The organism is Alteromonas algae, from assembly GCF_049117195.1.
Lineage (GTDB): Bacteria > Pseudomonadota > Gammaproteobacteria > Enterobacterales > Alteromonadaceae > Alteromonas.
Window position 1 is genome coordinate 3067562 of the sequence record NZ_CP185260.1, and the last position, 22795, is coordinate 3090356.

General features: G+C 44.6%; 20 protein-coding genes. 12 read left to right on the forward strand and 8 right to left on the reverse strand.

Features of this window, described 5'->3' with window-relative positions:
• The 7 genes from ACOJRU_RS13715 to ACOJRU_RS13745 all read left to right on the forward strand — a co-directional run bounded on the left by ACOJRU_RS13715 (position 1) and on the right by ACOJRU_RS13745 (position 5591).
• Positions 1–843, forward strand: a complete 843-nt coding sequence (locus ACOJRU_RS13715; protein WP_421132300.1) for a helical backbone metal receptor — start codon at positions 1–3, stop codon at positions 841–843.
• 40 nt (positions 844–883) lie between these two features.
• Entirely contained in the window at positions 884–1288 is a 405-nt protein-coding gene (locus ACOJRU_RS13720; RefSeq protein ID WP_421132301.1) for a rhodanese-like domain-containing protein, read from the forward strand.
• Positions 1289–1398: 110 nt separating this feature from the next.
• Complete coding sequence (locus ACOJRU_RS13725) at positions 1399–1803, forward strand: DUF2721 domain-containing protein (RefSeq protein WP_421132302.1); 405 nt, start codon at positions 1399–1401, stop codon at positions 1801–1803.
• Positions 1781–2365 (forward strand): GNAT family N-acetyltransferase, encoded by a 585-nt coding sequence (locus ACOJRU_RS13730; RefSeq protein ID WP_421132303.1) that lies wholly within the window; start codon positions 1781–1783, stop codon positions 2363–2365. Before ACOJRU_RS13725 ends, ACOJRU_RS13730 begins: the two co-directional genes overlap by 23 nt.
• Positions 2362–3708, forward strand: a complete 1347-nt coding sequence (locus ACOJRU_RS13735; protein WP_421132304.1) for an NAD(P)/FAD-dependent oxidoreductase — start codon at positions 2362–2364, stop codon at positions 3706–3708. The genes ACOJRU_RS13730 and ACOJRU_RS13735 overlap by 4 nt, the downstream gene beginning before the upstream one ends.
• Before the next feature lie 234 nt (positions 3709–3942).
• Positions 3943–4500: an acyloxyacyl hydrolase gene (locus ACOJRU_RS13740; RefSeq protein ID WP_421132305.1), complete on the forward strand. Its 558-nt coding sequence runs from the start codon at positions 3943–3945 to the stop codon at positions 4498–4500.
• 74 nt (positions 4501–4574) lie between these two features.
• Positions 4575–5591: a zinc-binding alcohol dehydrogenase family protein gene (locus ACOJRU_RS13745; RefSeq protein WP_421132306.1), complete on the forward strand. Its 1017-nt coding sequence runs from the start codon at positions 4575–4577 to the stop codon at positions 5589–5591.
• A gap of 95 nt (positions 5592–5686) precedes the next feature.
• Here the strand turns inward: ACOJRU_RS13745 and tyrS are convergent, their stop codons facing one another.
• The gene (gene tyrS / locus ACOJRU_RS13750) at positions 5687–6889 is read right to left on the reverse strand and encodes a tyrosine--tRNA ligase (RefSeq protein WP_421132307.1); all 1203 of its coding nucleotides are present in this window, start codon (positions 6887–6889) and stop codon (positions 5687–5689) included.
• A gap of 220 nt (positions 6890–7109) precedes the next feature.
• Here tyrS and ACOJRU_RS13755 point away from each other — a divergent pair, with 220 nt between their 5' ends.
• Positions 7110–8435 carry an OapA family protein gene (locus ACOJRU_RS13755; protein ID WP_421132308.1) on the forward strand — a complete coding sequence of 442 codons (1326 nt, stop codon included), beginning with the start codon at positions 7110–7112 and terminating at the stop codon, positions 8433–8435.
• 9 nt (positions 8436–8444) lie between these two features.
• On the forward strand, positions 8445–9608 hold the full coding sequence (locus ACOJRU_RS13760) for an anhydro-N-acetylmuramic acid kinase (RefSeq protein ID WP_421132309.1): 1164 nt from the start codon (positions 8445–8447) through the stop codon (positions 9606–9608).
• Positions 9609–9646: 38 nt separating this feature from the next.
• On the opposite strand, the gene ACOJRU_RS13765 is transcribed toward ACOJRU_RS13760, so the two are convergent.
• Complete coding sequence (locus tag ACOJRU_RS13765; RefSeq protein ID WP_421132310.1) at positions 9647–11461, reverse strand: DUF885 domain-containing protein; 1815 nt, start codon at positions 11459–11461, stop codon at positions 9647–9649.
• A 281-nt stretch (positions 11462–11742) separates the two neighbouring features.
• Here ACOJRU_RS13765 and ACOJRU_RS13770 point away from each other — a divergent pair, with 281 nt between their 5' ends.
• A complete protein-coding gene (locus tag ACOJRU_RS13770; RefSeq protein WP_421132311.1) occupies positions 11743–12864 on the forward strand; it encodes an alkene reductase in 1122 nt (373 codons plus the stop codon).
• 76 nt (positions 12865–12940) lie between these two features.
• On the opposite strand, the gene ACOJRU_RS13775 is transcribed toward ACOJRU_RS13770, so the two are convergent.
• Both ACOJRU_RS13775 and ACOJRU_RS13780 read right to left on the reverse strand, forming a co-directional pair.
• On the reverse strand, positions 12941–13387 hold the full coding sequence (locus tag ACOJRU_RS13775) for an SRPBCC family protein (protein ID WP_421132312.1): 447 nt from the start codon (positions 13385–13387) through the stop codon (positions 12941–12943).
• A gap of 109 nt (positions 13388–13496) precedes the next feature.
• Positions 13497–15299: a trans-sulfuration enzyme family protein gene (locus ACOJRU_RS13780; RefSeq protein WP_421132313.1), complete on the reverse strand. Its 1803-nt coding sequence runs from the start codon at positions 15297–15299 to the stop codon at positions 13497–13499.
• Between the two features lie 165 nt (positions 15300–15464).
• Here ACOJRU_RS13780 and ACOJRU_RS13785 point away from each other — a divergent pair, with 165 nt between their 5' ends.
• Positions 15465–16430 carry a D-2-hydroxyacid dehydrogenase gene (locus ACOJRU_RS13785; protein ID WP_421132314.1) on the forward strand — a complete coding sequence of 322 codons (966 nt, stop codon included), beginning with the start codon at positions 15465–15467 and terminating at the stop codon, positions 16428–16430.
• 58 nt (positions 16431–16488) lie between these two features.
• Here ACOJRU_RS13785 and ACOJRU_RS13790 read toward each other — a convergent pair whose 3' ends face one another.
• Together ACOJRU_RS13790 and erpA are read right to left on the reverse strand one after the other, a co-directional pair.
• Positions 16489–17061: a glutathione S-transferase family protein gene (locus ACOJRU_RS13790; RefSeq protein WP_421132315.1), complete on the reverse strand. Its 573-nt coding sequence runs from the start codon at positions 17059–17061 to the stop codon at positions 16489–16491.
• A gap of 176 nt (positions 17062–17237) precedes the next feature.
• Complete coding sequence (erpA, locus tag ACOJRU_RS13795) at positions 17238–17582, reverse strand: iron-sulfur cluster insertion protein ErpA (protein ID WP_421132316.1); 345 nt, start codon at positions 17580–17582, stop codon at positions 17238–17240.
• Between the two features lie 220 nt (positions 17583–17802).
• On the opposite strand from erpA, the gene ACOJRU_RS13800 reads away from it, so the two are divergent.
• On the forward strand, positions 17803–18612 hold the full coding sequence (locus ACOJRU_RS13800; protein ID WP_421132317.1) for a polyphosphate kinase 2 family protein: 810 nt from the start codon (positions 17803–17805) through the stop codon (positions 18610–18612).
• On the opposite strand, the gene ACOJRU_RS13805 is transcribed toward ACOJRU_RS13800, so the two are convergent.
• Both ACOJRU_RS13805 and ACOJRU_RS13810 read right to left on the reverse strand, forming a co-directional pair.
• Positions 18607–20472 carry a sensor histidine kinase gene (locus ACOJRU_RS13805; protein ID WP_421132318.1) on the reverse strand — a complete coding sequence of 622 codons (1866 nt, stop codon included), beginning with the start codon at positions 20470–20472 and terminating at the stop codon, positions 18607–18609. The two genes, ACOJRU_RS13800 and ACOJRU_RS13805, sit on opposite strands and share 6 nt — an antisense overlap.
• Before the next feature lies 1 nt (position 20473).
• Entirely contained in the window at positions 20474–22723 is a 2250-nt protein-coding gene (locus ACOJRU_RS13810; protein WP_421132319.1) for an EAL domain-containing protein, read from the reverse strand.
• Positions 22724–22795 lie beyond the last annotated feature (72 nt).

Sequence of the window (22795 nt, forward strand, 5' to 3'; positions counted from 1 at the left end):
ATGATGACATCAACCACACAATGGCGGCAGTATATAACTGCACTCTTCTTTTTGCTTTATTCAGTAAGCGCCAATGCAGCACCAGAACATCAAAGTACGTTGCGCATTGTAAGCCTCGCCCCCCACTTAACCGAATGGGTATACAGTTTACAGTTAGAAAACCATCTTGTTGCAGTAAGCGCTTATAGTGACTTTCCCAAACAGGCAACACGACTGCCTCGCGTGGCAGACTATCAAGGGGCTGACATTGCCAAAATAATGGCATTATCCCCCACCCTTATCTTAGCGTGGGACGGCGGAAATAAACCCAGTGACATAAGCAAACTCGAACGAATGGGGTATCGAGTATTTAAAAGTAACATCAATGAACTTTTTGATATTTCAAAAGAGCTGATAGCGTTAGGGGAAATCACAGAGCGGGAAGATATCGCTCACGCGCTGGCGACGCAATTTGATCAGCAAATAAAGACGTTAGAGAGCAAGTATGAGCGCACTGTGCGCCTGCCCGTTTTTTACTATTCGTGGACCGCCCCGCTTATGTCGATTGGCCCGCACGCTTGGCCTAATAAACTGCTTCATGTTTGCGGTGCACAAACCGTACTTACGGATAGCCCTGTTGAATACCCTCAAGTATCGATTAAAGAAGCGCTTTTACGGCAGCCAAAGGTACTTGTTGCAGCAAGCAAAGTGCCCTCGGACGAACTCAACGCCTTTTGGGCGCCGCATTCAGATTTTTTCGATGCCCCCTTAGTCACCGTTGACCCTGATATTACCAGCCGATTTACGTTACGGTTGGCCGATGAACTAAAAACACTATGTAACGGTATAAACACCAGTTTTTAACGGGTATACTCACCAAAGGCAAAGCGCGGAGACATACAAGATGCGGATAATTACAGCAATTTTTTTTGTGTCTGTGGCAGTCGCCATTTTTGTCTCTCTCCAATACACCGCAAAAGCAACCACTCAGCCATCAATTCAGTCATCACCCTATCTTATCGAACGGGTGAAAAATAACGACTGGATGCTCATTGATGTGCGCTCTCCTGAGGAATTTGCAGAGGGCCACATTCCTGGTGCTGTTAATATGCCGTATGACGCTATAGATGACTATATTAATGAGCTTGAAGGAAACAAAGAGAAGCCTATTATCGTGTATTGCCGCTCAGGTCGTCGCGCCAAATTGGCAATGAAAGTTTTAGAAGCGCTCGAATTTTCTGAAGTCATGCACCTGGAGGGAGATATGCTCGGGTGGAGTGCTGCAGGTCTGCCTGTAGACCGCATGTAGAAGGCATCTCACAGGCGTTCACAACAACCCGCTCATTCCAAGCAAGACAATTCAAGCCACTGTTGATACACTCAGAACCATCGATAAGGCGACAGACCTTTTTTCACGCTATGACAATTGATATCGCAACGCCTGCCATGCTATTTCCAGCTATATCGCTATTGCTGTTAGCCTATACCAACCGTTTTTTGACGTTGGCCACCCTTATTCGTAATTTCTCAAAAGAAGAAAGAGACGACAATACCGTGGCGCAAATCAAAAATTTGAGGCTGCGCATTCAGCTTATTAAGCGGATGCAAATCGCCGGTGTGGGCAGCTTTTTTCTTTGCGTCGTATCTATGCTCGCTATCTATCTCAACTATCAACACGTTGGTAATTGGATATTCGCGGCAAGCCTCGTGTCTCTGCTCTATTCATTATGGATGTCAGTAAGAGAGATACTTATTTCTGTTGAAGCCTTAGATTTTCATTTAGAAGGGATGAAGCAACAGCATGACCACGACAATCTCACCTGATATCGCTTATACGCCATTAACACGCTCACATTTTGAACAGGTTATTACACTTGGGAATGAAGTTCACGGCGACAATTACTTAACGCCCTCCTTGCTGGAAACCATTTATCAAAAAGGGTGGCATGAAGGCATTAACGCAAGCTTTGTTGCGCTTTCCCAAGGCGATGTGGTGGGTTTTCGACTTACGTATGCGCACAGCCAATGGCAACATGACACGTGGTGTACACCGTCTGAATGGCCGGTAGCGGCTTCGCTTGTGTGCTATTTCAAATGCAATACCGTATCACCCAACATGCAGGGAAAAGGAATTGGTAGCGCGCTACTTCGTTTGTCGATTCAACAAGCCAAGCTGCAAGGTGCACAAGCAGGTCTTGCACACATATGGCTTGCTAGCCCAGGAAACAGCGCATTTAAATACTTTTCTAAAAACGGCGGCATACTCATCAATAAGCACCCGGGAAAATGGCGTCATGCGTCTATTTATGAAGGATATGATTGTCCAGTTTGTGTGAATTATTGCGAATGTGAAGGCGCTGAAATGATGTTGACGTTTAGTAAATGAGTGCGAATGAGGCGTATGAGGCGTATGATCCTTTAGTAAGTCGTGGCGTGACACCAACACACTCGCCTCCTCCCTCTTATTGGCATGCCACTCATACCGCCAAGCGTTATGCGCCACTTGCCGGCAGTATTTCCACAGACTACCTCGTAATAGGGGGTGGCTACACCGGATTAAGTGCAGCAATAACCCTCGCTGAACAACAAAAGGATGTGGTGGTCGTTGACAGCAATACCCTTGGATTTGGCTGCGCTGGACGTAACGGCGGCTTCATCTTAAGCGGCAGCGGTCGATTATCGCTTAGCGCGATAGCAGATAAATGGGGGACAACCGTCGCTGACGGTATGCATAACGAATTTACCCACGCGGTTTCATTGCTAGAAGACAGAATAAACCGTTATACCATGCAGGTAGACTACACCCCTGGCGACTACATAAAAATTGGCCACACCGCCAAAGCGGCGAAAACGCTCTTTAGTGCCGCCACTGCACAGCATAACCGGTACGGCGGTGTTATTGAAAACGTGAGCCATAATGAATTACGTAAACGTCTAACCATTGCAGGCTCACACGGTGCGGTTATTCAGCCCGGCGCTTGCTTGCACCCTTTAAAATTGGCCGATGAATATGCGCGAGTCGCGTCGTATTTAGGCGCCTCGCTGTATTACGACAGCCCCGCTCTCGATATTACTGAGTTTGGTAATTGGTTCAAGGTAACTACCCCACAAGGTGAAATAAACACACGCCACATTCTTATTGCATCTAATGCCTATACGCCAAAAACTTTTCATTCTCTTGTCGACAAACGCCAGTTCCCTGTCCAATCAAGCATTATGGTCACCGACCCTCTGACTGAAGAACAACAGCACGCAACAGGTTTGTGTAGACCGATGAGTTTCATGGATACGCGCATGATGAAGTATTACTACCGCGTACTACCCGACGGTCGGTTATTGTTTGGTGGGCGCGGTGCCGTGACAGGCAAGAACGCTAACCATACCAATGAAAGAAAACGGCTTTATATGGCCATGGTAGAAAGCTTCCCAGTATTGAATGGCATTGGCATGCCGTACTTTTGGAGCGGATGGGTAAGTGTCGCATTAGATAGTTTGCCACGTGTCTACGTCGCCGATAACAAGCGTATGGGGTACGCCATGGGATACTGTGGTTCGGGTGTATCATTTGCCGCTCATGCAGGAAAACGGCTTGCTCAGCGCATGTTAGGTGAAGACATTGATGACAACCTACCAATTTTCGCCTCGCCATTACCTCGGTATCCATTTTCCGCGATAAGACGAGTAGCGCTTCATGCCTTGTATAAGTGGGCAAAGATAAGCAATAACTGATACCCGCGCCTTCATCTTCATACCTGTAGAAAACAATAATAGGTAACGGCGTCATCATCCACGTTTCTGAACAGCAATTAATTGCTACCCTACTGTGAATGTTTTTTATATGTGCTCGGTATGTCTCACATCTTTGTTATTCTTTTTTTCGATTAATTTAATAGAATTTATCAAATTTAGTTATATAAAATTCACCCCATAACTGCTTACTCCAATATAAAAGTAGCAGTGAAAATGAAACAAACACTAATAGCGATAGTACTAACCGCGGTAATAAGCCTGTTAACGGTAAATACCGCATTAGCGAGTCCAACCTACAAGCAGGCTGTGGCCGTTGACATTCTTATAGGCGCTGACGATATAACAGGTGTACGATTGGCGTATAGACCCTATTCACACAACATAACTACTACCCCCTTTTTTGATGGTGTGGAGATATATTGGGAGTTTAGCGTAAATTTTTGGGAGTACGGTGCAGACAATAACCATGAAACAAACTTTGTGTTTGCGCTGTCGCCTGTTATTAGCAAAACCTTTTACCATGTAGACGGCCGATACCCGTTGAAATGGGAAGCAGGCATTGGCGTTTCACTTGTTGAAGACACGCGCTTCGCCGGAAAAGACATTGGTTCACATTATCAATTTGAAGACCGACTTGGATTAACGTTAGCATTTGGCCACGAGTTGCGACAGTCTACCTCTGTGCGATACATGCATTACTCTAACGGTGGACTTAATAGTAAAAACCCCGGCGTAGACTTTTTAAATCTCGCGTACGCTTATCGGTTCTAATGTAGATAACGTTGTTCGACTTTAATCATCGTTGTGTAAATAACGAAACGTCATATTCATTATCAGGAAATTACATGAAAGCATTTGGTTACAGCAGCAATTCAAAAACCTTAACACCAGAGGCAATTAAAGCCATAGAGCTTGAAACACCCACTGCTTCTGGGCACGACATACTGGTTGAAATCAGTGCCATTTCAGTCAACCCGGTCGATACCAAAATAAGAGCAAAGGTTGCGCCAGAAAACGGCTATAAAGTATTGGGATGGGATGCGGTTGGCATTGTAAAAGCCGTTGGCGAATCGGTATCACTTTTCAATATCGGTGACCGTGTGTTTTACGCGGGAGACTTGTCGCGCCAAGGCAGTAACGCACAGTTTCAATTGGTCGATGAACGTATTGCAGGCCGCGCCCCCGCCACGCTCAATGATGCACAGGCGGCAGCACTGCCACTTACCAGTATAACCGCCTATGAAATGTTGTTTAATCGCTTACAGGTTTCGAAAACCAAGCAGCACACACAGCAGTCAATTTTGGTTATTGGTGCAGCCGGTGGCGTTGGCTCTATCTTAGTTCAGCTTGTAAAGCAGTTAACTGGGTTAACCGTTGTTGGCACGGCCTCTCGAGATGAAAGTGTGGCATGGCTAAAGGAACTTGGCGCTGATCATGTCCTTGATCACAGTAAAAGTTTAAGCGAACAACGTATCGAAAAAGGCCTAGCAGAGTTTGACTATGTCATTAGCCTTACACATACCGAGCAATACCAAGATGAAATCGTGGCCTGCATTAAGCCTCAAGGCAAATTTGCATTAATCGATGACCCCGTATCGTTCGACATTCTAAAATTCAAACAAAAGTGTATATCGATACATTGGGAGTTTATGTTTACGCGCTCGCTATTTACCACATCCGACATGATTGAGCAGCACAACCTGCTTAATGAAATAAGCGAACTCGTTGACGCTGGCACCCTAAAAACCACACTAGGGCAACACTTAGGGCCGATAACTGCCGAAAACCTTCTTGAAGCACACCGTATAGTAGAGTCACACACCGCGCGCGGAAAACTTGTTCTAGAAGGGTTTGAAGCATAAATAGCGGTATCCATAAAATGAATAGTTAAACGCTGCCCCCATAAAAAAGCCCCATTCAAATGGGGCTTTTTTTCGTATCATGAACCGTAGATGCGCTACTTTACTAACGTGATCCGCGCGAACTTACGCTTACCTACCTGATAAACATTCTCACCTTCATCAGTAAGTATCAAACGCGTATCTTCTACTTTGTCGCCGTTAATTTTAACCGCGCCCTGTTTTATCATGCGCATGGCATCAGACGTAGAGCCCACTAAGCTAGCCTCTTTCAATAGGTTACCAATAGCGATGCCCGCTTCACCTAATGATACCTCTACCTCTGGCATATCATCAGGAATAGCATTTTTCTGGAAGCGTTGAATAAAGTCTTGATGCGCACCTTCGGCTGCGGCGTCATCATGGAAGCGCGCAATAATTTCTTTAGCCAGCATGATTTTTATATCACGAGGGTTTTCACCCTGCTCGACGCGAGCTTTAAGCTCAGCAATTTCATCGAGCGGTCGGAAGCTTAGCAAGTCGTAGTAACGCCACATTAAATCGTCAGAAATTGACATGACCTTACCAAACATATCGTTTGGCGCATCGGTAATACCGATATAGTTATTCAATGACTTGGACATTTTTTGTACGCCATCTAGGCCTTCGAGTAATGGAACCATAACTATCGATTGTTGCTTAATACCTTGTTCTTTTTGAAGCTCGCGCCCCATCAACAAGTTAAAACGCTGGTCGGTACCGCCAAGTTCAACATCGGCTTCAAGCGCAACCGAATCCCACCCTTGTACAAGCGGATATAGAAACTCGTGAATGGCAATAGGTTGGCCATTGTTATAACGCTTTTTAAAATCATCACGCTCTAGCATACGCGCTACAGTCTGGCTTGCCGCCAACTTAATCATGCCTGCTGCGCCAAGCCCGTCCATCCACTCTGAATTAAAGCGAATTTCAGTTTTATCTTTATCAAGAATTTTAAAAACCTGCTCTTGATACGTTTGAGCATTTTCTAATACCTGCTCTTTGCTCAAAGGCTTGCGTGTTACATTTTTACCTGTAGGATCACCAATAAGGCCTGTAAAGTCACCAATAAGAAATACGACCTTGTGGCCAAGTTGCTGAAAGGTACGCAGCTTGTTTATCAACACAGTGTGACCAAGATGAAGATCAGGTGCTGTTGGATCAAACCCCGCTTTAATGGTTAGGGTTTTACCGGATTTAAGTTTTTCAATTAAATCCTCCTCGGGAAGAATTTCGTCCGCTCCCCGTTTGATCTCAGCTAGCGCTGTTTGCCAGTCTTTCATTGGTATGTTCACACTCTTTGAAAATTGAATACTATTTGGTGCGGCATTTTACGCGTACAAGGGAACCATTAAAAGGTTTACGCGTCAAAAAGCGGATTACATGGCAATATGTGGCAAAAAGCCGCACTTTGCGTAAAAATGTAGTGAGAAAAGTTGCTTTTTTAAGCAACGTATGTAAAAAGTCATGAAGCAATCGTTAGTTTCTCAGGTGGGCAGTAGTATGAGAAAGACATTAGATGCCACAAAGGCACTAACTCTATTCAAAAAATTACCAAAGCAGCATAGAACCGGGCTCGCAATAGCCAGTGCGTTTTTAGGTGCATTAATTCTTCTGCCGTCTGAGTCGGTAGAAGCAAGCCGTCATCATGAGGCACATAACCTCGATGCTGGCGTACGCTATCCTGTCGAGCTAAATATCGCCCCGTCTACCGACGTTTTTATGGGCGAAGAAGAGTCAAGCTGGCAGACGTATAAAGTGCGCAGTGGCGATACACTCGCAAAACTATTTAAGCGTGCAGGCTTCACCTCTCGTGATGTATACAACGTGACGCAAGCGGGCGAATTAGCCAAAACCTTGGTGACCCTATTACCGGGCGACGAACTATCATTTAAATCGAATAAAGATGGTGGCTTTGGTGAACTTAAATACAAATTATCATCAACCGAAACGTTATTTGTTCGCCCTGACTCAAGCGATGACGATGCCACATTAATGGCTGCGGTTGAAAAACGTGATGTAGATATCCGCTATAACTTTGCGCAAGGCGAAATACATTCCAGTTTTTGGAATGCTGCTGTTCAGTCCGGCCTTACAAGCAATCAAATTATGAATCTTGCCGGTATTTTTGGTTGGGATATCGATTTTGCGATGGAAATTCGCTCAGGCGATACCTTTAATGTTGTATTTGAAGAACAATACATCGACGGCGAATTTGTCGGCTACGGCGATATCGTCGCGGCTGAGTTTACTAACCAAGGTGAACAGTTTAGTGCCATTCTCCATGAAGATGGGACCTATTACACGCCAGAAGGGCGCAGCATGCGCAAAAGCTTTCTGCGTGCACCCATCAACTTTAAGTACGTAAGCTCTAATTTTTCTAAGGCACGCTTCCATCCTGTTCAAAAACGCTGGAAGGCGCACCGCGGCACCGATTACGTGGCGGCGGTAGGCACCCCAGTGATGTCTGCGGGCGACGGTAAAGTGATTAAATCATCGTATGACAAATACAATGGTCATCATGTATTTATACAGCACGGTGAAAAGTACACGACTAAATATTTGCACTTTAGAAAGCGCGCGGTGAAAGTGGGTGATACCGTTAAACAAGGACAAACGATTGGTTATTTAGGCAGTACTGGCCTTGCGTCTGGCCCGCATGTTCACTACGAGTTTTTAGTTGATGGCGTGCACAGAAACCCACGAACCGTATCCCTACCAAAAGCGTTACCGATAGCGAAAGAAGAGCGTGATGTCTTTATGGAAATTGCTAGCGTGCGCAAGGCACAATTAGACAACAACAAGCGTATTATGCTTGCTATGCAATAACAGTTTGTAATGACAAAATATATCGGCCTGATGTCAGGCACAAGCATGGACGGCGTTGACGCCGTCCTGTGTCATATTGAGTCGGGCGGATGCCACACCCTAGATTCTACTTCATTGCCCTACCCCCCAACACTCTTAGCCATGTTACACAGTTTGTGCAGCCCTTCGGTAAACGAACTCAATACCATGGCAGTTGCAGACAGGTTAGTAGCAGAAACCTTTGCGCAAGCGGTTATCGCATTGCTTGATAAAACGAATACATCGGCAGATGACATTACGGCTATCGGCTCTCACGGACAAACTATCCGCCACTTCCCTCAGACCCAATTACACGGCGATGCATCTATTAGTCAATTCCCTTTGCATGACCATCGTAGTTTCACGTTACAAATAGGCGATCCCAATACCATCGCAGTGCTGACTAATATCGATGTTATCGCCGACTTTAGGCGTAAAGATATTGCCCTTGGCGGGCAAGGCGCCCCCCTTGTACCGGCCTATCATCAAGAAGTTTTTGCCCATCCCACAAAGCCGCGTGTATTGGTAAATATCGGCGGTATCGCTAATCTTTCTTTGCTAACCCCGAGAACAAGCGAGTCCGCGCCGCTTGGGTTTGATACTGGACCTGGTAATACCTTAATGGATGCGTGGATTGCACGTCATCATGGCAAGCCTTATGACGAAAATGGTCAGTGGGCCGCGTCGGGCAAAGTAGACAACGTATTGTTAGCACATTTGTTAGCTGATCCATTTTTTTCAACAAATGGGCCGAAAAGCACTGGACGAGAATATTTCAACCTTACATGGTTAGACGATGTACTTAACACCATCGGGAGAAACATTGCCGCTGAAGATGTTCAAGCGACCTTATTGGAGCTTACCGCAAACAGTATCGCTCGCGCAGTAATACTGCACAAATTGAATCAGGATACACACGTTATTACCTGTGGTGGAGGGGCCTTTAACAACGTGCTAATGGAGAGACTTAGCAGCCTTCTCACTCCTCATCCACTTAGCGATAGTCATTGCCTTAACATCCACCCGCAGCATGTTGAGGGTGCCGCCTTCGCATGGCTTGCCTATGCGTATATAAACCGTATTTCAGGGAATGTTCCAGATGTTACTGGGGCGTCTCGCAGCGCGGTGCTTGGCGCTCGCTATTGTGCTGAATAACATGCGCTACCCAAGGTGGGTAGCGCACTTTTCGTTGGTTACTCCGCGTTTTCCTCAATGTACGCATCAACAATTTGTTCCAGTACATCAAGTGGCACTGCGCCGTTTTTAAGCACGGCATTGTGGAATTCACCTAAGTTAAACTTGTCACCAAGGGCGGCTTTTGCTTTTTCACGTAGGTCGAGAATTTTCATCATTCCTACTTTATACGACGTGGCTTGCCCTGGAAGCACAATATAGCGTTCAATTTCCGAGATCACATCAGACTCAGCCATACCAGTATTAGCCAGCATATAAGCGATAGCCTCTTCACGCGTCCATCGCTTAGCGTGAATACCAGTATCTACCACTAACCGCACCGCCCTAAAGAGCTCTGCTTGCAAACGACCAATATTGTCAAATGGGTCATCTTGAAAGCCTAACTCCCAAGCAACACGTTCTGAATATAGTGCCCATCCTTCTACGTATGCGCCAAAAGGAGCAACGGTTCGAAAAATAGGTAACCCTTCGAGTTCCATTGCAATAGCAATTTGGAAATGATGACCAGGGATCCCTTCATGATAAGCGAGGGTGCGCATGCCATATTTAGGTGTCGCTTTTATATCATAGAGATTGGCAAAGAATATCCCCGGGCGAGAACCATCAAACGCCGGAGGCTGATAATACGCACCCGGTGCGGTTTTCTCTTTAAACAACGGGATACGCTTCACTTTCATGCCCGCCTCAGGGCGCACAAGGAATGCGTCACCAAGGCCTGCATCTATTTCGTCAAGTATGGTTTGATAATCGGTTAGTATTTGCGCTCTGCCTTCTTCGGTATCAGGGTAATAGAAACGCTCATCTTCAGCCAATTGGTTAATAGCAGGGGTAAAACCTTCGCTCACATCGAACCCTTGCTGCGTGAGAATAGTCAAAATTTCACCTTGTATGCGTGACACTTCGGCAATGCCCACATTATGAATATAATCGGGGGAATAATCTGTTGTCGTAAAAAAGCGGAGCGCTAACTTATACGCTTCATCGCCGCCTTCCAACCGCCACAAGCCGTCATCAGTGCCCGCTTTGTTCTTAAGCGCGGTGAAATAGTCTATAAGCATCTGATAGGTAGGATATACCGTCGTTTCTATCTCGCTCTCAACGCGAGCAAGCAGTGCGTCGTACTTATCGCTATCGATTGCTTCAGACTCTTTCATACGGCGCTCTACCGACGAATAAAGGATATTTTCTTTTACGGGTTTGTCGATAAAGCCCTGCATCTCATCAATCACGCGCTGAATGACAAACTGCGGAGGAATAATATCTTTCTCTTCGCGGACATACATGCCTTCAAGCATTTGCGTAAAGTAACGCTTACTTTCGCTTAAGCGATTAATGTAATTTTCCACACTCTCTTCGTCGGTTATCGCGTGTTGCCCATCCATAAAGCTTGGAAAATTACTTTGCGCGCCAGACATTTGGTTAAACGGGTAGCTATGATACTGATACGCTTGGAACTGGCTTAATGTGTTTAAAAGGTACAATGCAATATCTTTGGACAACTGTTCATCGTCATCCAAATCATCGTATTGCATCAATACTTGTTTAACGCCCATCAGCTCGTCGTACATTGCTTGCGACGAGGCTAAGCTCGCGTCATCAAGATGCGCGTTATGTCCTGTAACTCCCATACCATCAAGGACACCAATTGACGTGAGTGTTTGAGGGCTCTTTAATGCTTGTTTTATTAGGGTTCTATCTAGAAATACACGAAATGAAAACGGTTTCTCCGCGTTCCATTCATGCGTGCCCCACATGGCGCCGCCGATAATAACTACCAGCACGCCAATGCCTAACCATTTAAAAAAAGTTTTCATGCTTGTCCTTTTTATTTTAATTGTTTTAAAGCGCAGAAACGTAATTGCACATACACAAGTATCTACAGTCGAGTACCTCGCCCATAAAGTCAATAAAAAAGCCTACTACGCATTGGGCGGATGCGTGAGGCCGACACGAAATAGTTAAAAACATTTAACGCTATATCCTCAGTCTTATTCGGTATTGACTAGTCCTTTTCGCTATAGCCGCGCCTATTGAATCAATCCGAATTAAGACCATTTCAGTAAACACTAAACACACGACAGAAAAGGAAATTATCATGTCAGATTCACCGCTATTCACTTCATTTGAATGGGCTGGCAATACATTACAAAACCGTATGGTGCTAGCACCGATGACTCGGGGACGTGCCGGTAGCAATCGAATCCCTAATAAAATCATGGGTGACCATTACGTACAACGCGCTGATGCTGGGCTTATCATTAGTGAAGCAACGGCAATATCCGAAGAAGGAATAGGTTGGGTAGATACACCTGGAATTTATACCGAAGAGCAGGTTGAAGGGTGGCGTTCTATCAATACGCGAGTCCATAACGCAGGCGGCAAGATTGTACTGCAGTTATGGCACACCGGACGAGCGTCGCATAGCGATTTTCATAATGGTGAACGTCCACTCTCCGCATCTGCGGTAAAAATTGAAGGGGACGAAATCCACACTCCAAAGGGCAAAAAGCCTTACGAAGTGCCGCGAGCGATGACACACGAAGACATACGCAGAACCATTGCCGACTTTAAAACAGCAGCAGTCAATGCCAAAGCAGCCGGGTTCGATGGCATAGAAGTACATGCTGCGAATGGCTACCTATTGAACCAATTTCTTGACAGCAGAAGCAATCAGCGTACAGACAACTACGGTGGTAGCATTGAAAACCGCTATCGATTCTTAAGTGAAGTTATGGATGCAGTTTTAGCTATTTGGCCTGCTGAAAAAGTGGGGGTGAGGCTTTCACCAAATGGCGTATTCAACGACATGGGTGCCGATGACTATCGTGAGACATTTACTTATGTTGCACAGCAACTCAACGCATTAAAGTTGGGATACCTTCATGTTATGGACGGGCTGGCCTTCGGTTTTCATGAACGCGGCGAACCCATGGTGTTATCTGAATTCAGAGCGTTATTCGATGGCATGATTATCGGTAACTGCGGTTACACGAAGGAAGAAGGTGAAAAGAGGATCAATGATGGCGATGGCGATATGATTGCTTACGGCAGACCATGGATCACGAATCCCGACTTGCCAACACGCTTTAAAAATAATTATCCATTATCTGCCTTTGACGACCCATCAACTTGGTATGGTGGCGACGAAGAGGGATACAACGATTACGATACATATCGAGAACGTAGCGGCAAAGCGTCAATGGAGTCAATGACATAAGCAACGTCTTTTGCTGTTTTACAAATTGATTAAAAGCCCAACCCATGGCGTTGGGCTTTTTTACGATTAATCGATGCTAATTTAACTGCTTCTGTTTATCAGCCAATGCCGCGAGCTTTTCTAAACACGATAACCAACCATGTTGATGCTGGTCGCACTCTTCTTGAGTGCTAAAACCTGCGTGCGTTAGTACCATTCTTACAACATCAGGTTCGGTTTGTTCGAAAGTAATGTCGACAGATGTCATCACAGACGCTTCCAGGTTGTCTTCCCACGCCCATGAAAACACCAAGTGCTCATTAGCGAGAATGCGAACATACTCACCCACTAACGCCATTTCGGCGCCATTCGGCTCTACCATTTTAATGCGATATTTGCCGCCTTCACTAAAGTTACTCATGATTTGAGATACCGCACTGTCACCAGGTGCAAACCACTCAGACAAGTATTCAACCTCGTGAAATGCTGCAAATACAAAAGGTAACGAGCCGTGAATACTCACATCTAACGTAAACTGATACATACTACGCCCTTTTTTATATAACAAGCCTACTGCTCGGTAGGCTCGGGACACTATTTAAATGCGTATCGGCACGTAGGCACCATAACTTTACCCTAAAACGGCACAAGGATTAGTTATCCTTACACTCCATCAATGTGCTCATGCTTGCAACACCATTAAAATGTTCAGCACACACACGCTCGCTTACATCACGATAAAGTGTATCGATGGCGTCATTTCCCATAAAGTGAGAGCAGAACCCACTTTGATGCGGTTCAATAAAGTGCTTCGCCGCAAGCATAAAGTGCGCAATCAATTGCTTAACATTGTCGGTTCCCATCGCTATTCGCATTGTCGTTAATTCAATACCTGCCTTTTTCTGCTCCTCTGTACTCAACTCAGAGTGCGAAGTCAGCGCGGGGCAAAGCACAATAGTGTTATTTTGACCAATACTCACTTGGTGACTGAATGCCGGCTCAAGCGCATCAAAAAAACGAACAAATACATCTCTTTCTAGCTGAGCAGGTGCCATATCAATCGTGAAAAGCGTGCATGGCCATCCGTTCTTATGCTGCTTTTTACGTAGATGTGCATTGCTGTGTTCAGGCAAGGCATGGCAGTTGACGCGAATATGAGGGTGCGCATTTAAAAATGAGGTGAACACTTGGGTGTTAATCACTTTCGTCATCATTCGTTGCTCTAACGTTTTCATGCCGTTTAACACATCGAATGCTTTTTCTGAATCTAGGAACGCCCCCTTAATATAATACACATCCCAGAACATCGTCTGTGACCAATCAACACCATGCATCGAACTGCCTTTTGGTTGGAACATGCGATGTCCTTCACCAATAACCACACCCGCTGTCGTTGCGCCACTTCCACACAAATCTTTGGTATAACTATGCATGACGTAATCGGGTCTTGACGCTTTGTCTTCATGTTGAAGAGGTTGATGTAAAACAGGCGTTGCTAATGTTGAATCTAGCATGACCAACGCGCCCTCTTCATGCGCCAGCTTACTAATACCAGGCACATCTAATACATAACCATGGGGATTGCATGGGGACTCAATGTAAACGTGCATGCTAGCGCCATTATTGAGACGCTCAGCATTTTCGACTTTTGTTTGCGCCATAAAGTCGGCAAAACTGTCGCTATCGTATCCGTCAAACCACGCTATTTTGATATTCATGCGATTCTCACGAGCGAAGTAATCGTGAAGCAGTTGGTAAACACCACCATAAACATTTCTAGACACGATAAGTACATCACCATGGCTCAACACGTTAGATAACAATGCATCAATTGCCGCCATACCAGAATTAAAATTCCACGCCATGTAGTCTGCAGCATAAGGGCCCGCCTCCATATCAACAATAGCATTGGCTAATGAAATATTCGTCGGATTTAATAAACGCGAGTAAATCTGATGCGTAAACTCTTTGCCTTGGAACGCATCGTCTACCCACTCTGTACACGCATAAACATAAGTGGCGGTTCGCACAACCACAGGCGTTGCTGAAAACAGGGCGGTCACATTGTCGAACAATGGATAATGCCCTTGTGACCCATTACCACTGGATAAGCTTTGGTAGGTTGCGCGGAATGGGTTTTGTAAGGTATCGAGAATTTTTGCGATTTGAAAAGAGAGGAACTTCTTCGCATTGAAATACGCAACACGATCCTCTTTGTCCAATGCACTTAATGTGTTGTTGGTAATATCCCACAGCCGCATGACATCGGCTTGCGCACCATAGAGATGTCGCGCAGTATCTGACAACGCCTGTCCATATTCGGATGACGACGATATTCCAAAGTGAGCGAGTTGTTCTGAGACTAAACCTTCAATAGACTGTGCGTTACTTGAGTTACGCTTTGGTGATAATATTTTCGCCTGACTGACTGTGTTGGTATCCTCAAGTGTGGCCATTCCGTTTTTCCTTATTATTTTCTGAGGTTGAACGTGAGTTTGTTTCTGTCACTCACTTTTTAATTTACAAAAATGTAAAACGTTATCTACAAATTTGAAACAAAGTGACGACCAAATGATCCCACGAGTAAGGAAAGATAAGTTTACTTAATGAAGAGAACGTTAATGAAATCATCACGTAATGCCCCCTTACAGATATCTATTCTAAGTAAAGACGCAGACATACTTGCCGACAATTTATCTTCAATAGATGACATCCGTCACTTGATAGATATTGTGCATGTCACTGATAACCCGCAAAGCATCACACCAAGCGAAATAAAAGTATTGCTCGCGGCCCCAAACCTCGCGGTAAAAATTATTGGTGAATGCCATAACCTAGTATGGTGTCAGTCTTCTTGGGCTGGAAATCGACCACTGTTAAGCCACGCCAAACAAAACTATCTACTCACGGGTATTAAAGATATTTTCGGGCCACTGATGCGTGAATACGTATTTGCTTATCTGCTACACCATGCAAGAAGTGTTAACGCATTTTCCACTAACCAGGCCGCAACACCACCGGTTTGGGAAGCGACAGCGCGTGTTCCATTACAAGGGAAAACGTTAGGTATCATAGGCCTTGGCAATATTGGCCGAGCGCTAATACCTACTGCGAGAGCGTTTGGCATGAAAGTAATAGGGGTAACGAACACAGGAGCGCCGATAGAAGGTACTGATCATATCTATACAAAAGCGTCACTGTTAGACTTTGCAGGCCGGGCCGATCATATCGTCAACCTTATGCCCGACACGCCAGACACACAGAATATACTCTCAACAGCGTTTTTTAGTGCGCTCAAACCTAATGCGGTTTTTATTAATGCAGGACGAGGTGAAGCGGTTAATGACGATGCATTACTACAGTCTTTAACGCACGGTAAACCTGCGTTGGCAGTATTGGATGTATTTAGAGAAGAGCCGCTTCCTCGTGACCATCCCTTTTGGTCCCATCCCAACATCATTATTACCGCCCACACCGCAGCAGAATCTTCTCCACAGGATGTTGCTGCAATCTTTGCTGAAAACATAACACGCTTTGTTCAACAACAGCCTTTATTACATACCTTTGATTTTGAAAAAGGGTATTAAAATGCCCATGCGCTCACTCGCTTATTGACACAATCACACGGTTTATAACATCGGTGAGTTATTGTCTAGGATCTGTCGCGGTGAGCTCGATACGGTCGCGGTGCTGCTCATGAAAGTCGAGTAATGCGGAATAATCCTGCAAGGTGTGCAACTGCCTAAACAATACCCAGTCAATAAGCGTGTAGAGTGATATCTCTGGGTAGCCCCACTCACTAAATGCCCCCTTTTCGCATTGCTCGCTGAGTGTACCAAGCACACTGCTTATTCTTTCTTTTTGCAACGAAAAGAACAACTTATCTTCTTCTACATCAACGTCAGAGCGTTGTAATAAAAGTAACTGTACGAACGAGTCGTTGGCCGCATCAATAAGGGTAAGTTGATTTTCCTCTTCCCACGTTAAGGGGTTTAGCATCAGCTTTTCAGACAAGTAATTAAATATAATCCTGCTGTCAAAAATCATTCTGCCGTCATCTTCTAGGCACGGCACCTTCATCGTTGGATTTCGCGCGGCAAGCAGCGCTCGGTCATCATTAGAAAATATCTGAAGGTCTATAAATTCATGAGAAGTATTAAAAAGTACAATACGAGTGCGTCTAACGTAAGGAGAGGTGGTAGACCCATATAACTTCATATTCTTATCTTACCTACTTTCGGCCATTCTCGCGCGTTACGTTTACTTTCAACGTAGCGAATAAATAGCGTGGCTTAATACCACTAGTGTAGTAAAGATTGATAATTTGGAAAAGTAACCGTCGAAAGACGCGTCAAAGAAGTGCGTATAGTCGACTGACTATACGCGAATAAACACTATACGCTGAAGCTGGCACCACAACCGCACGTGGTTGTCGCATTAGGGTTTTGCACAAGGAATCGAGAGCCTTCAAGACCATCGACGTAATCGACCACTCCTCCAACAAGATACTGCAGACTCATTGGGTCAACCACCAGTGTCACGCTGTCTTTTTCGATGGTCATATCGCCTTCATTTACTTTTTCATCAAAAGTAAAACCATACTGAAAACCAGAGCATCCGCCGCCCGTCACATAAACTCTAAGTTTTAACTCAGGGTTTTCTTCTTCCATAATGAGGGCTTTTACTTTCGTTGCCGCTGCATCAGAAAATTCAATTGGCAACGCCATTTCTACAGACATACCCACCTCTTAATTCGTCACGTGCTTATGCACATTATCTTCGTTCAATTATCTAATACTTGAGTAATTCTATCAACTATTGGGGCAAAACAATTCGTTGCAAGGCATGCTATCCATGTTCAACGGTTTTATTATCGCGTTGGCATGCATAATAGGTGTAATTTCACCTTAAAATAGCTTACGTTATGAACAGAAGATTTCAGTAATGACTGGGTACCACATGACCAACATTATGCCCCCGCTCACATCCGTGCGCCTTCCTGACGAGGTAGAACCACCGCAATTCGAGTCCAAAAAAGCCTATAAGGACACGTTACAACATTGGCAAAAATCGTTATTTCATGTTCAACAAGCCTATTTTCACAACAAACAAAAAGCACTTATTGTGGTAGAGGGGTGGGATGCGGCCGGAAAAGGCGGAGCCATTCGCCGCACAACAGAATTACTTGACCCTCGAGGCTTTACTGTATTCCCTGTTGGCGCCCCCTCTGCAGAAGAGAAAAAACATCATTATTTACATCGTTTTTGGTCAAAGACCCCTAAGAACGGACACATCACTATACTCGACCGCTCGTATTACGGGCGTGTGTTAGTAGAACGTGTAGATCAGTTGTGTACTCGTGATGAATGGCAACGGGCGTATTCAGAAATCAATCAATTTGAAAAAAACTTAAGCGACGATGGGGTCAAAATAGTAAAGTTATTTATTCACATTACCGCCGACGAACAAAAAAAGCGATTTGAAGAACGCCTGCTGAACCCTTATAAACAGTGGAAACTGACTGCAGAAGATTTACATAATCGAAGCCAACGTGCTGAGTATGTATCCGCTATTAGCGATATGTTAGCGTTGACACATACTGGTTCAGCACCTTGGTATGTTATAAACGGGGAACATAAATGGCATGCCCGTGTGGATTTTATCCGTCATATAACGCAAACGCTCTCATCACACATATCTATTGCGCCACCGACATTAAATGAAAGTCTTATCGAAAAGGCAAAACAACAACTAGGCATCACGTTATGACTCCTCCTCTTCGTCTTGCACCGCAATAGCAATGGGGATGGTGACAGAAAATACTGTTACACCGTCTTTACTCATCACGTTCACTTTTCCCTCTAACATTTTAGTTACCCACTGATGTACAAGGTGCAAACCTAAACCTGAATTACCTTCTCCTCGGGCAGTGGTAATAAATGGGTCAAACAAGGTTTCGGCGACGTCTTCTGCAACCCCTTTTCCATTATCCGTATGTTTTATAGTGACGTTGTCAGCCTCACGCTCTACCGATATAACGATTTCATTGCTGTCTTTTTTATCAAAACCATGCTCAACGCTGTTAACAACGAAGTTTTGTATCACTTGAGACAGTATGCCTGGGTACGTTGTCATTTCAATATCGATATCTGAATCATATTTAAGCGAAACCTTTTTCTTTTTCAATATGGGCTTCAACGAATGACCTAAGTCGATGATTAACTTATCAAGAGAAAATGTAACAACCGATTCGCTCCCCCTATCGATAGCAAGCCGCTTGAAGCGTTTAATCAATTCACTACACTTGGTTAAATTAGATATTGCCAGCTCTGACGCTTCATTATTGAAAGCGATAAACCTTGTAAGCTTTTCATAGCTCAGTTTATCCGGTAGTAGCGTTTCAAGATCATGGGTTCTACGCGAGATACCGCTAACCGTCATCAAAGCCCCACCTATTGGAGTATTAAGTTCGTGGGCGACACCGGACACAAGCATTCCCAACGACGCCATTTTTTCTGACTCCACGAGTTCGTCTTGTAGAAGCTGCTGTGCAGCAAATGCTTCAGCTAATGCGTTTTTTTCCTCGCTTAATCGACTCGCTAGGATGCTCAATTGCTGTTCTCGAAAACGATCTCTCAACAATAAGAAAAGCGATAAAGCGCCGACAGCAAATGAAAGCAACAACGACGGAATTAACGCTTGGTAAAACGCCGAACGATAGTTGGCTCTGTCAGTGCTAGCAATTAAGATAATAGATTCTTCTTGGACCCCACCTTCTTGAGTGCCAAAAAGCGATACCGCGCTGTGTACGGTTTCGGCATCACCGCTCACTAAAGCAGTCGAACCGTCTTGTAGAACACTTTCCCACACTGTCTCTAGGGAATCTGATACCGAGGCACTGACATCCTTCTTGTAGCTTGCCCATTCCTTGTCGGTGTCTGAAAAAATCATCCATTCACCATTCCCTTTCGCAACAAATACACGTGTTCCAAAATCACTCAACGTTCTTAAATCGTTAAACAGTGATTTCAATTCAAAATTAATAATAAATATACCGCTTCCCAGTGGATGATTATCAACCTTTATTGCACTGCGAATTGTAGGCAAATAAGGCACCTCTACTTTTCCAAACTCCTCGTTAAGATCGATGGATGATAAATAGACTTCCTGTGAACTCGACAATAAAGCTCGCTCAAAGTAGTAACGACCTTTCTTGTTCTGCAGCTGGGCCGCCGGTACAGGCCTAGCTTCGCCGTTTTTAAAATTAACGCGGACTTCTTCTTGTCCACTTAGCGACAACCAACGCATCTGTGAAATTGTGGGGAGCGACTTGCCAACCCTCGCGAAGACTTTGTTTACGTCAACGTCATTATTTTCATTAGAGAGTAAATCAACAATATGGGCATTCAACAATGTCGTGCTATTTCTTATGTCACCTAAGCGCGCGTTGAACAACTGATTTGCGTTAGTAACGGCGACATTGTGCTGACTCCGAAAACTGGCTAGGTGAGCATTAAACAGATACAAAAACAATGCCATACCCACTGCGCTGGCAGTGATTAGTGTAAGCAGACATGACACCAGTGTGCTTTTCTTGTTAACAAGCAATAATACCGTCATTGCTTTCATGTTATTTAGCTCGTTTTTCAAGCCACTCTATAAAGGCGTCTAGCATCATCGGCTTACCAAAATAATAGCCTTGCGCCATGGTGTAACCCTTATCGATAAGCTTTTGCATTTGCTCTTCAGTTTCCACCCCTTCTGCAATAATATTAAAATGAAAGCGCTCTCCAAGTCTTGATACCATCTCGCAGACAGCAATCCCCGCATCGCCTTCCTCTGATAGTTTTGACACAAAACTTTGGTCTAGTTTTAGGGTTGAAACTGCTAAATCAGCGATGTGGGCGAGTGATGAGTAACCGGTACCAAAATCATCTATGCTGACCTTCACACCAATACGGATTAAACGCTGTAATATTGGGTTAACCACGGCATAGTCCTGCATAGCTTGGCTTTCGGTGATTTCAACCTCAAGTAAGCTGGGTTCTAATTTCGTCGAATCCAGCAAGTACTCTAGCTTCAATAGAAAATCTGGGTTGGTTATGTCACTACAAGTCACATTGAAAGAAACAGGAAGGGTAATGTGGTTACGCTGCATAATAGCGATGGTTTCAAATGTTTTTTCCATCACCACCACATCAATTTTACCCATTAACCCTGAGGCTTCCGCTATTGGGATAAAAGCTGAAGGCGGAACGTTTTCACCATTAGGCTTAACCCACCGAATCAACGCCTCGGCACCGACGACCTCATTAGTTACCATATTCACTTTGGGCTGAAGCGCTAGTTGAAATGTATCGGGTGATTGTAATGCTTGATACAAATCAAGCAGCACCTGATGACGCTGAGCAATATTCGTTGCAATGCTAGAATCGACCTGAGTTACCGACTGCCCTTTTTCTCTTGCTTCGGCAATAGAAAGCTCTGATATAGTAATAATGTCTTGCGGTTCACAGTCTTCAAAAAGGTGAAGCTCTGCTTTGCATACTACCGACATGATGGTATGAGCAAGTCCGTCGATATCTACCGACAGATCGCTTAAGTGATTTAATAATGCTTTCGATGGCGCGTGCGCAGAAGGAAAAATGAAGGCGAATGTATTGTCCCTTATTCTGCAGATCGCGTCCGTGTGCACACATTGCGCTTTGATCTTTTGATATAATGCCCTGACAATTTCTTCAGCATAGCTTCTGCCTAACATCACTGCGATGTCTGAAAAATTTGAGATATCAACCAACACTAATACGCTGTTTTTCCAATTTGTCGTGTTTAATTGTTCTAACTCTCGCACTAACCAGTTTTTATTAGGTATATGTAACTCGCTGTCGAAGTAGGCAAGTTGTGATAGCTTGTTAAGCAATGCTAAGTTTGTAAAGCCGTTGCTTACATTTTCGCAAAATACTTGAAGAAGCGCGATGTGACTGCTTTTCAGTTTTTCAGGCGACTCAACAAGGATAATATAGCTACGCTCATCAACCATCGTCGTTGAAAAATATAAGGCCGTTAGCCCAGACGAAAAATTGTGCTCTTGCGTTCGAATCGTTTCTCTAAGAAGCGATAAAATCTTGTCTTTTTCAACACCGTTCAGTTTCTGTAGGAAGATATCATTAAGCATCTCTGCACTATCATGCCGGTAGTTGCCGCTAGTAGCAAAAATCTCACTTGCTTCTAACGCTTCGTGTTGAGGATGGTAGGCACACACGATACCGCCAGCATCTGACACACCAACAAGCTTGCTGATTTCATGTAAAACAGTTTGCGTGAAATCTTCGATATTCTCTTTGGATGTGAGCACACGAGATGCGTCTACAATCATTTGTAGACCGCGCTTGGCATGATATAACTCGGTCATAGACTGCCACGTGCGAATGTTACTCGTGACGATTGAATGTAATTTTTCTTCTGTTGTATCCGTTTTTGTCCAATATTCGTCTATGTCATAGCGCTGCATTATCTTTTTCTGCGGCGCGACACCTGGCTGCCCTGTTAGCAGCACAATGCGTACCCTGTCATTGCCGATAACACGCCTGATAGTATCGACAAGGTAAAGCCCTGCGTCATCACTCTCCATGACGACATCGAGAAGGATGACCGCTATGTCGTCTCTTTCTGATAAAATGCTTGCCGCTTGTGTAGCAGAGTTGGCCGTAAGGACTTCTAGTTCACGTCCCATAACTTCAACAGCACGCAAACTTAGTGATATAGAACGCTGATAATTGATATCATCTTCTACGCTAAGCACTTTCCACGTCGATGCTTCAGTTGGTAAAATCACGCCTTTCGCATCGACGTTAAAATCAATTATGTTTTCTATTGGCATGACGACTCCATTGTCCCACTAATCTTTTGCGTACAAACGATACAAACGCTACAAACGCTACAAACGCTACTC

What these genes read in the sequence shown, in the direction of transcription:
- ACOJRU_RS13720 (WP_421132301.1), top strand. Translation starts at nt 884, where the DNA reads ATGCGGATAATTACAGCAATTTTTTTTGTGTCTGTGGCAGTCGCCATT.
- tyrS (WP_421132307.1), bottom strand. Translation starts at nt 6,889, where the DNA reads ATGAAAGACTGGCAAACAGCGCTAGCTGAGATCAAACGGGGAGCGGAC.
- ACOJRU_RS13755 (WP_421132308.1), top strand. Translation starts at nt 7,110, where the DNA reads ATGAGAAAGACATTAGATGCCACAAAGGCACTAACTCTATTCAAAAAA.
- ACOJRU_RS13760 (WP_421132309.1), top strand. Translation starts at nt 8,445, where the DNA reads ATGACAAAATATATCGGCCTGATGTCAGGCACAAGCATGGACGGCGTT.
- ACOJRU_RS13810 (WP_421132319.1), bottom strand. Translation starts at nt 22,723, where the DNA reads ATGCCAATAGAAAACATAATTGATTTTAACGTCGATGCGAAAGGCGTG.
- ACOJRU_RS13775 (WP_421132312.1), bottom strand. Translation starts at nt 13,387, where the DNA reads ATGTATCAGTTTACGTTAGATGTGAGTATTCACGGCTCGTTACCTTTT.
- ACOJRU_RS13785 (WP_421132314.1), top strand. Translation starts at nt 15,465, where the DNA reads ATGAAATCATCACGTAATGCCCCCTTACAGATATCTATTCTAAGTAAA.
- ACOJRU_RS13780 (WP_421132313.1), bottom strand. Translation starts at nt 15,299, where the DNA reads ATGGCCACACTTGAGGATACCAACACAGTCAGTCAGGCGAAAATATTA.
- ACOJRU_RS13730 (WP_421132303.1), top strand. Translation starts at nt 1,781, where the DNA reads ATGACCACGACAATCTCACCTGATATCGCTTATACGCCATTAACACGC.
- ACOJRU_RS13770 (WP_421132311.1), top strand. Translation starts at nt 11,743, where the DNA reads ATGTCAGATTCACCGCTATTCACTTCATTTGAATGGGCTGGCAATACA.
- ACOJRU_RS13740 (WP_421132305.1), top strand. Translation starts at nt 3,943, where the DNA reads ATGAAACAAACACTAATAGCGATAGTACTAACCGCGGTAATAAGCCTG.
- ACOJRU_RS13735 (WP_421132304.1), top strand. Translation starts at nt 2,362, where the DNA reads ATGAGTGCGAATGAGGCGTATGAGGCGTATGATCCTTTAGTAAGTCGT.
- ACOJRU_RS13790 (WP_421132315.1), bottom strand. Translation starts at nt 17,061, where the DNA reads ATGAAGTTATATGGGTCTACCACCTCTCCTTACGTTAGACGCACTCGT.
- ACOJRU_RS13715 (WP_421132300.1), top strand. Translation starts at nt 1, where the DNA reads ATGATGACATCAACCACACAATGGCGGCAGTATATAACTGCACTCTTC.
- ACOJRU_RS13805 (WP_421132318.1), bottom strand. Translation starts at nt 20,472, where the DNA reads ATGAAAGCAATGACGGTATTATTGCTTGTTAACAAGAAAAGCACACTG.
- ACOJRU_RS13745 (WP_421132306.1), top strand. Translation starts at nt 4,575, where the DNA reads ATGAAAGCATTTGGTTACAGCAGCAATTCAAAAACCTTAACACCAGAG.
- erpA (WP_421132316.1), bottom strand. Translation starts at nt 17,582, where the DNA reads ATGTCTGTAGAAATGGCGTTGCCAATTGAATTTTCTGATGCAGCGGCA.
- ACOJRU_RS13725 (WP_421132302.1), top strand. Translation starts at nt 1,399, where the DNA reads ATGACAATTGATATCGCAACGCCTGCCATGCTATTTCCAGCTATATCG.
- ACOJRU_RS13765 (WP_421132310.1), bottom strand. Translation starts at nt 11,461, where the DNA reads ATGAAAACTTTTTTTAAATGGTTAGGCATTGGCGTGCTGGTAGTTATT.
- ACOJRU_RS13800 (WP_421132317.1), top strand. Translation starts at nt 17,803, where the DNA reads ATGACCAACATTATGCCCCCGCTCACATCCGTGCGCCTTCCTGACGAG.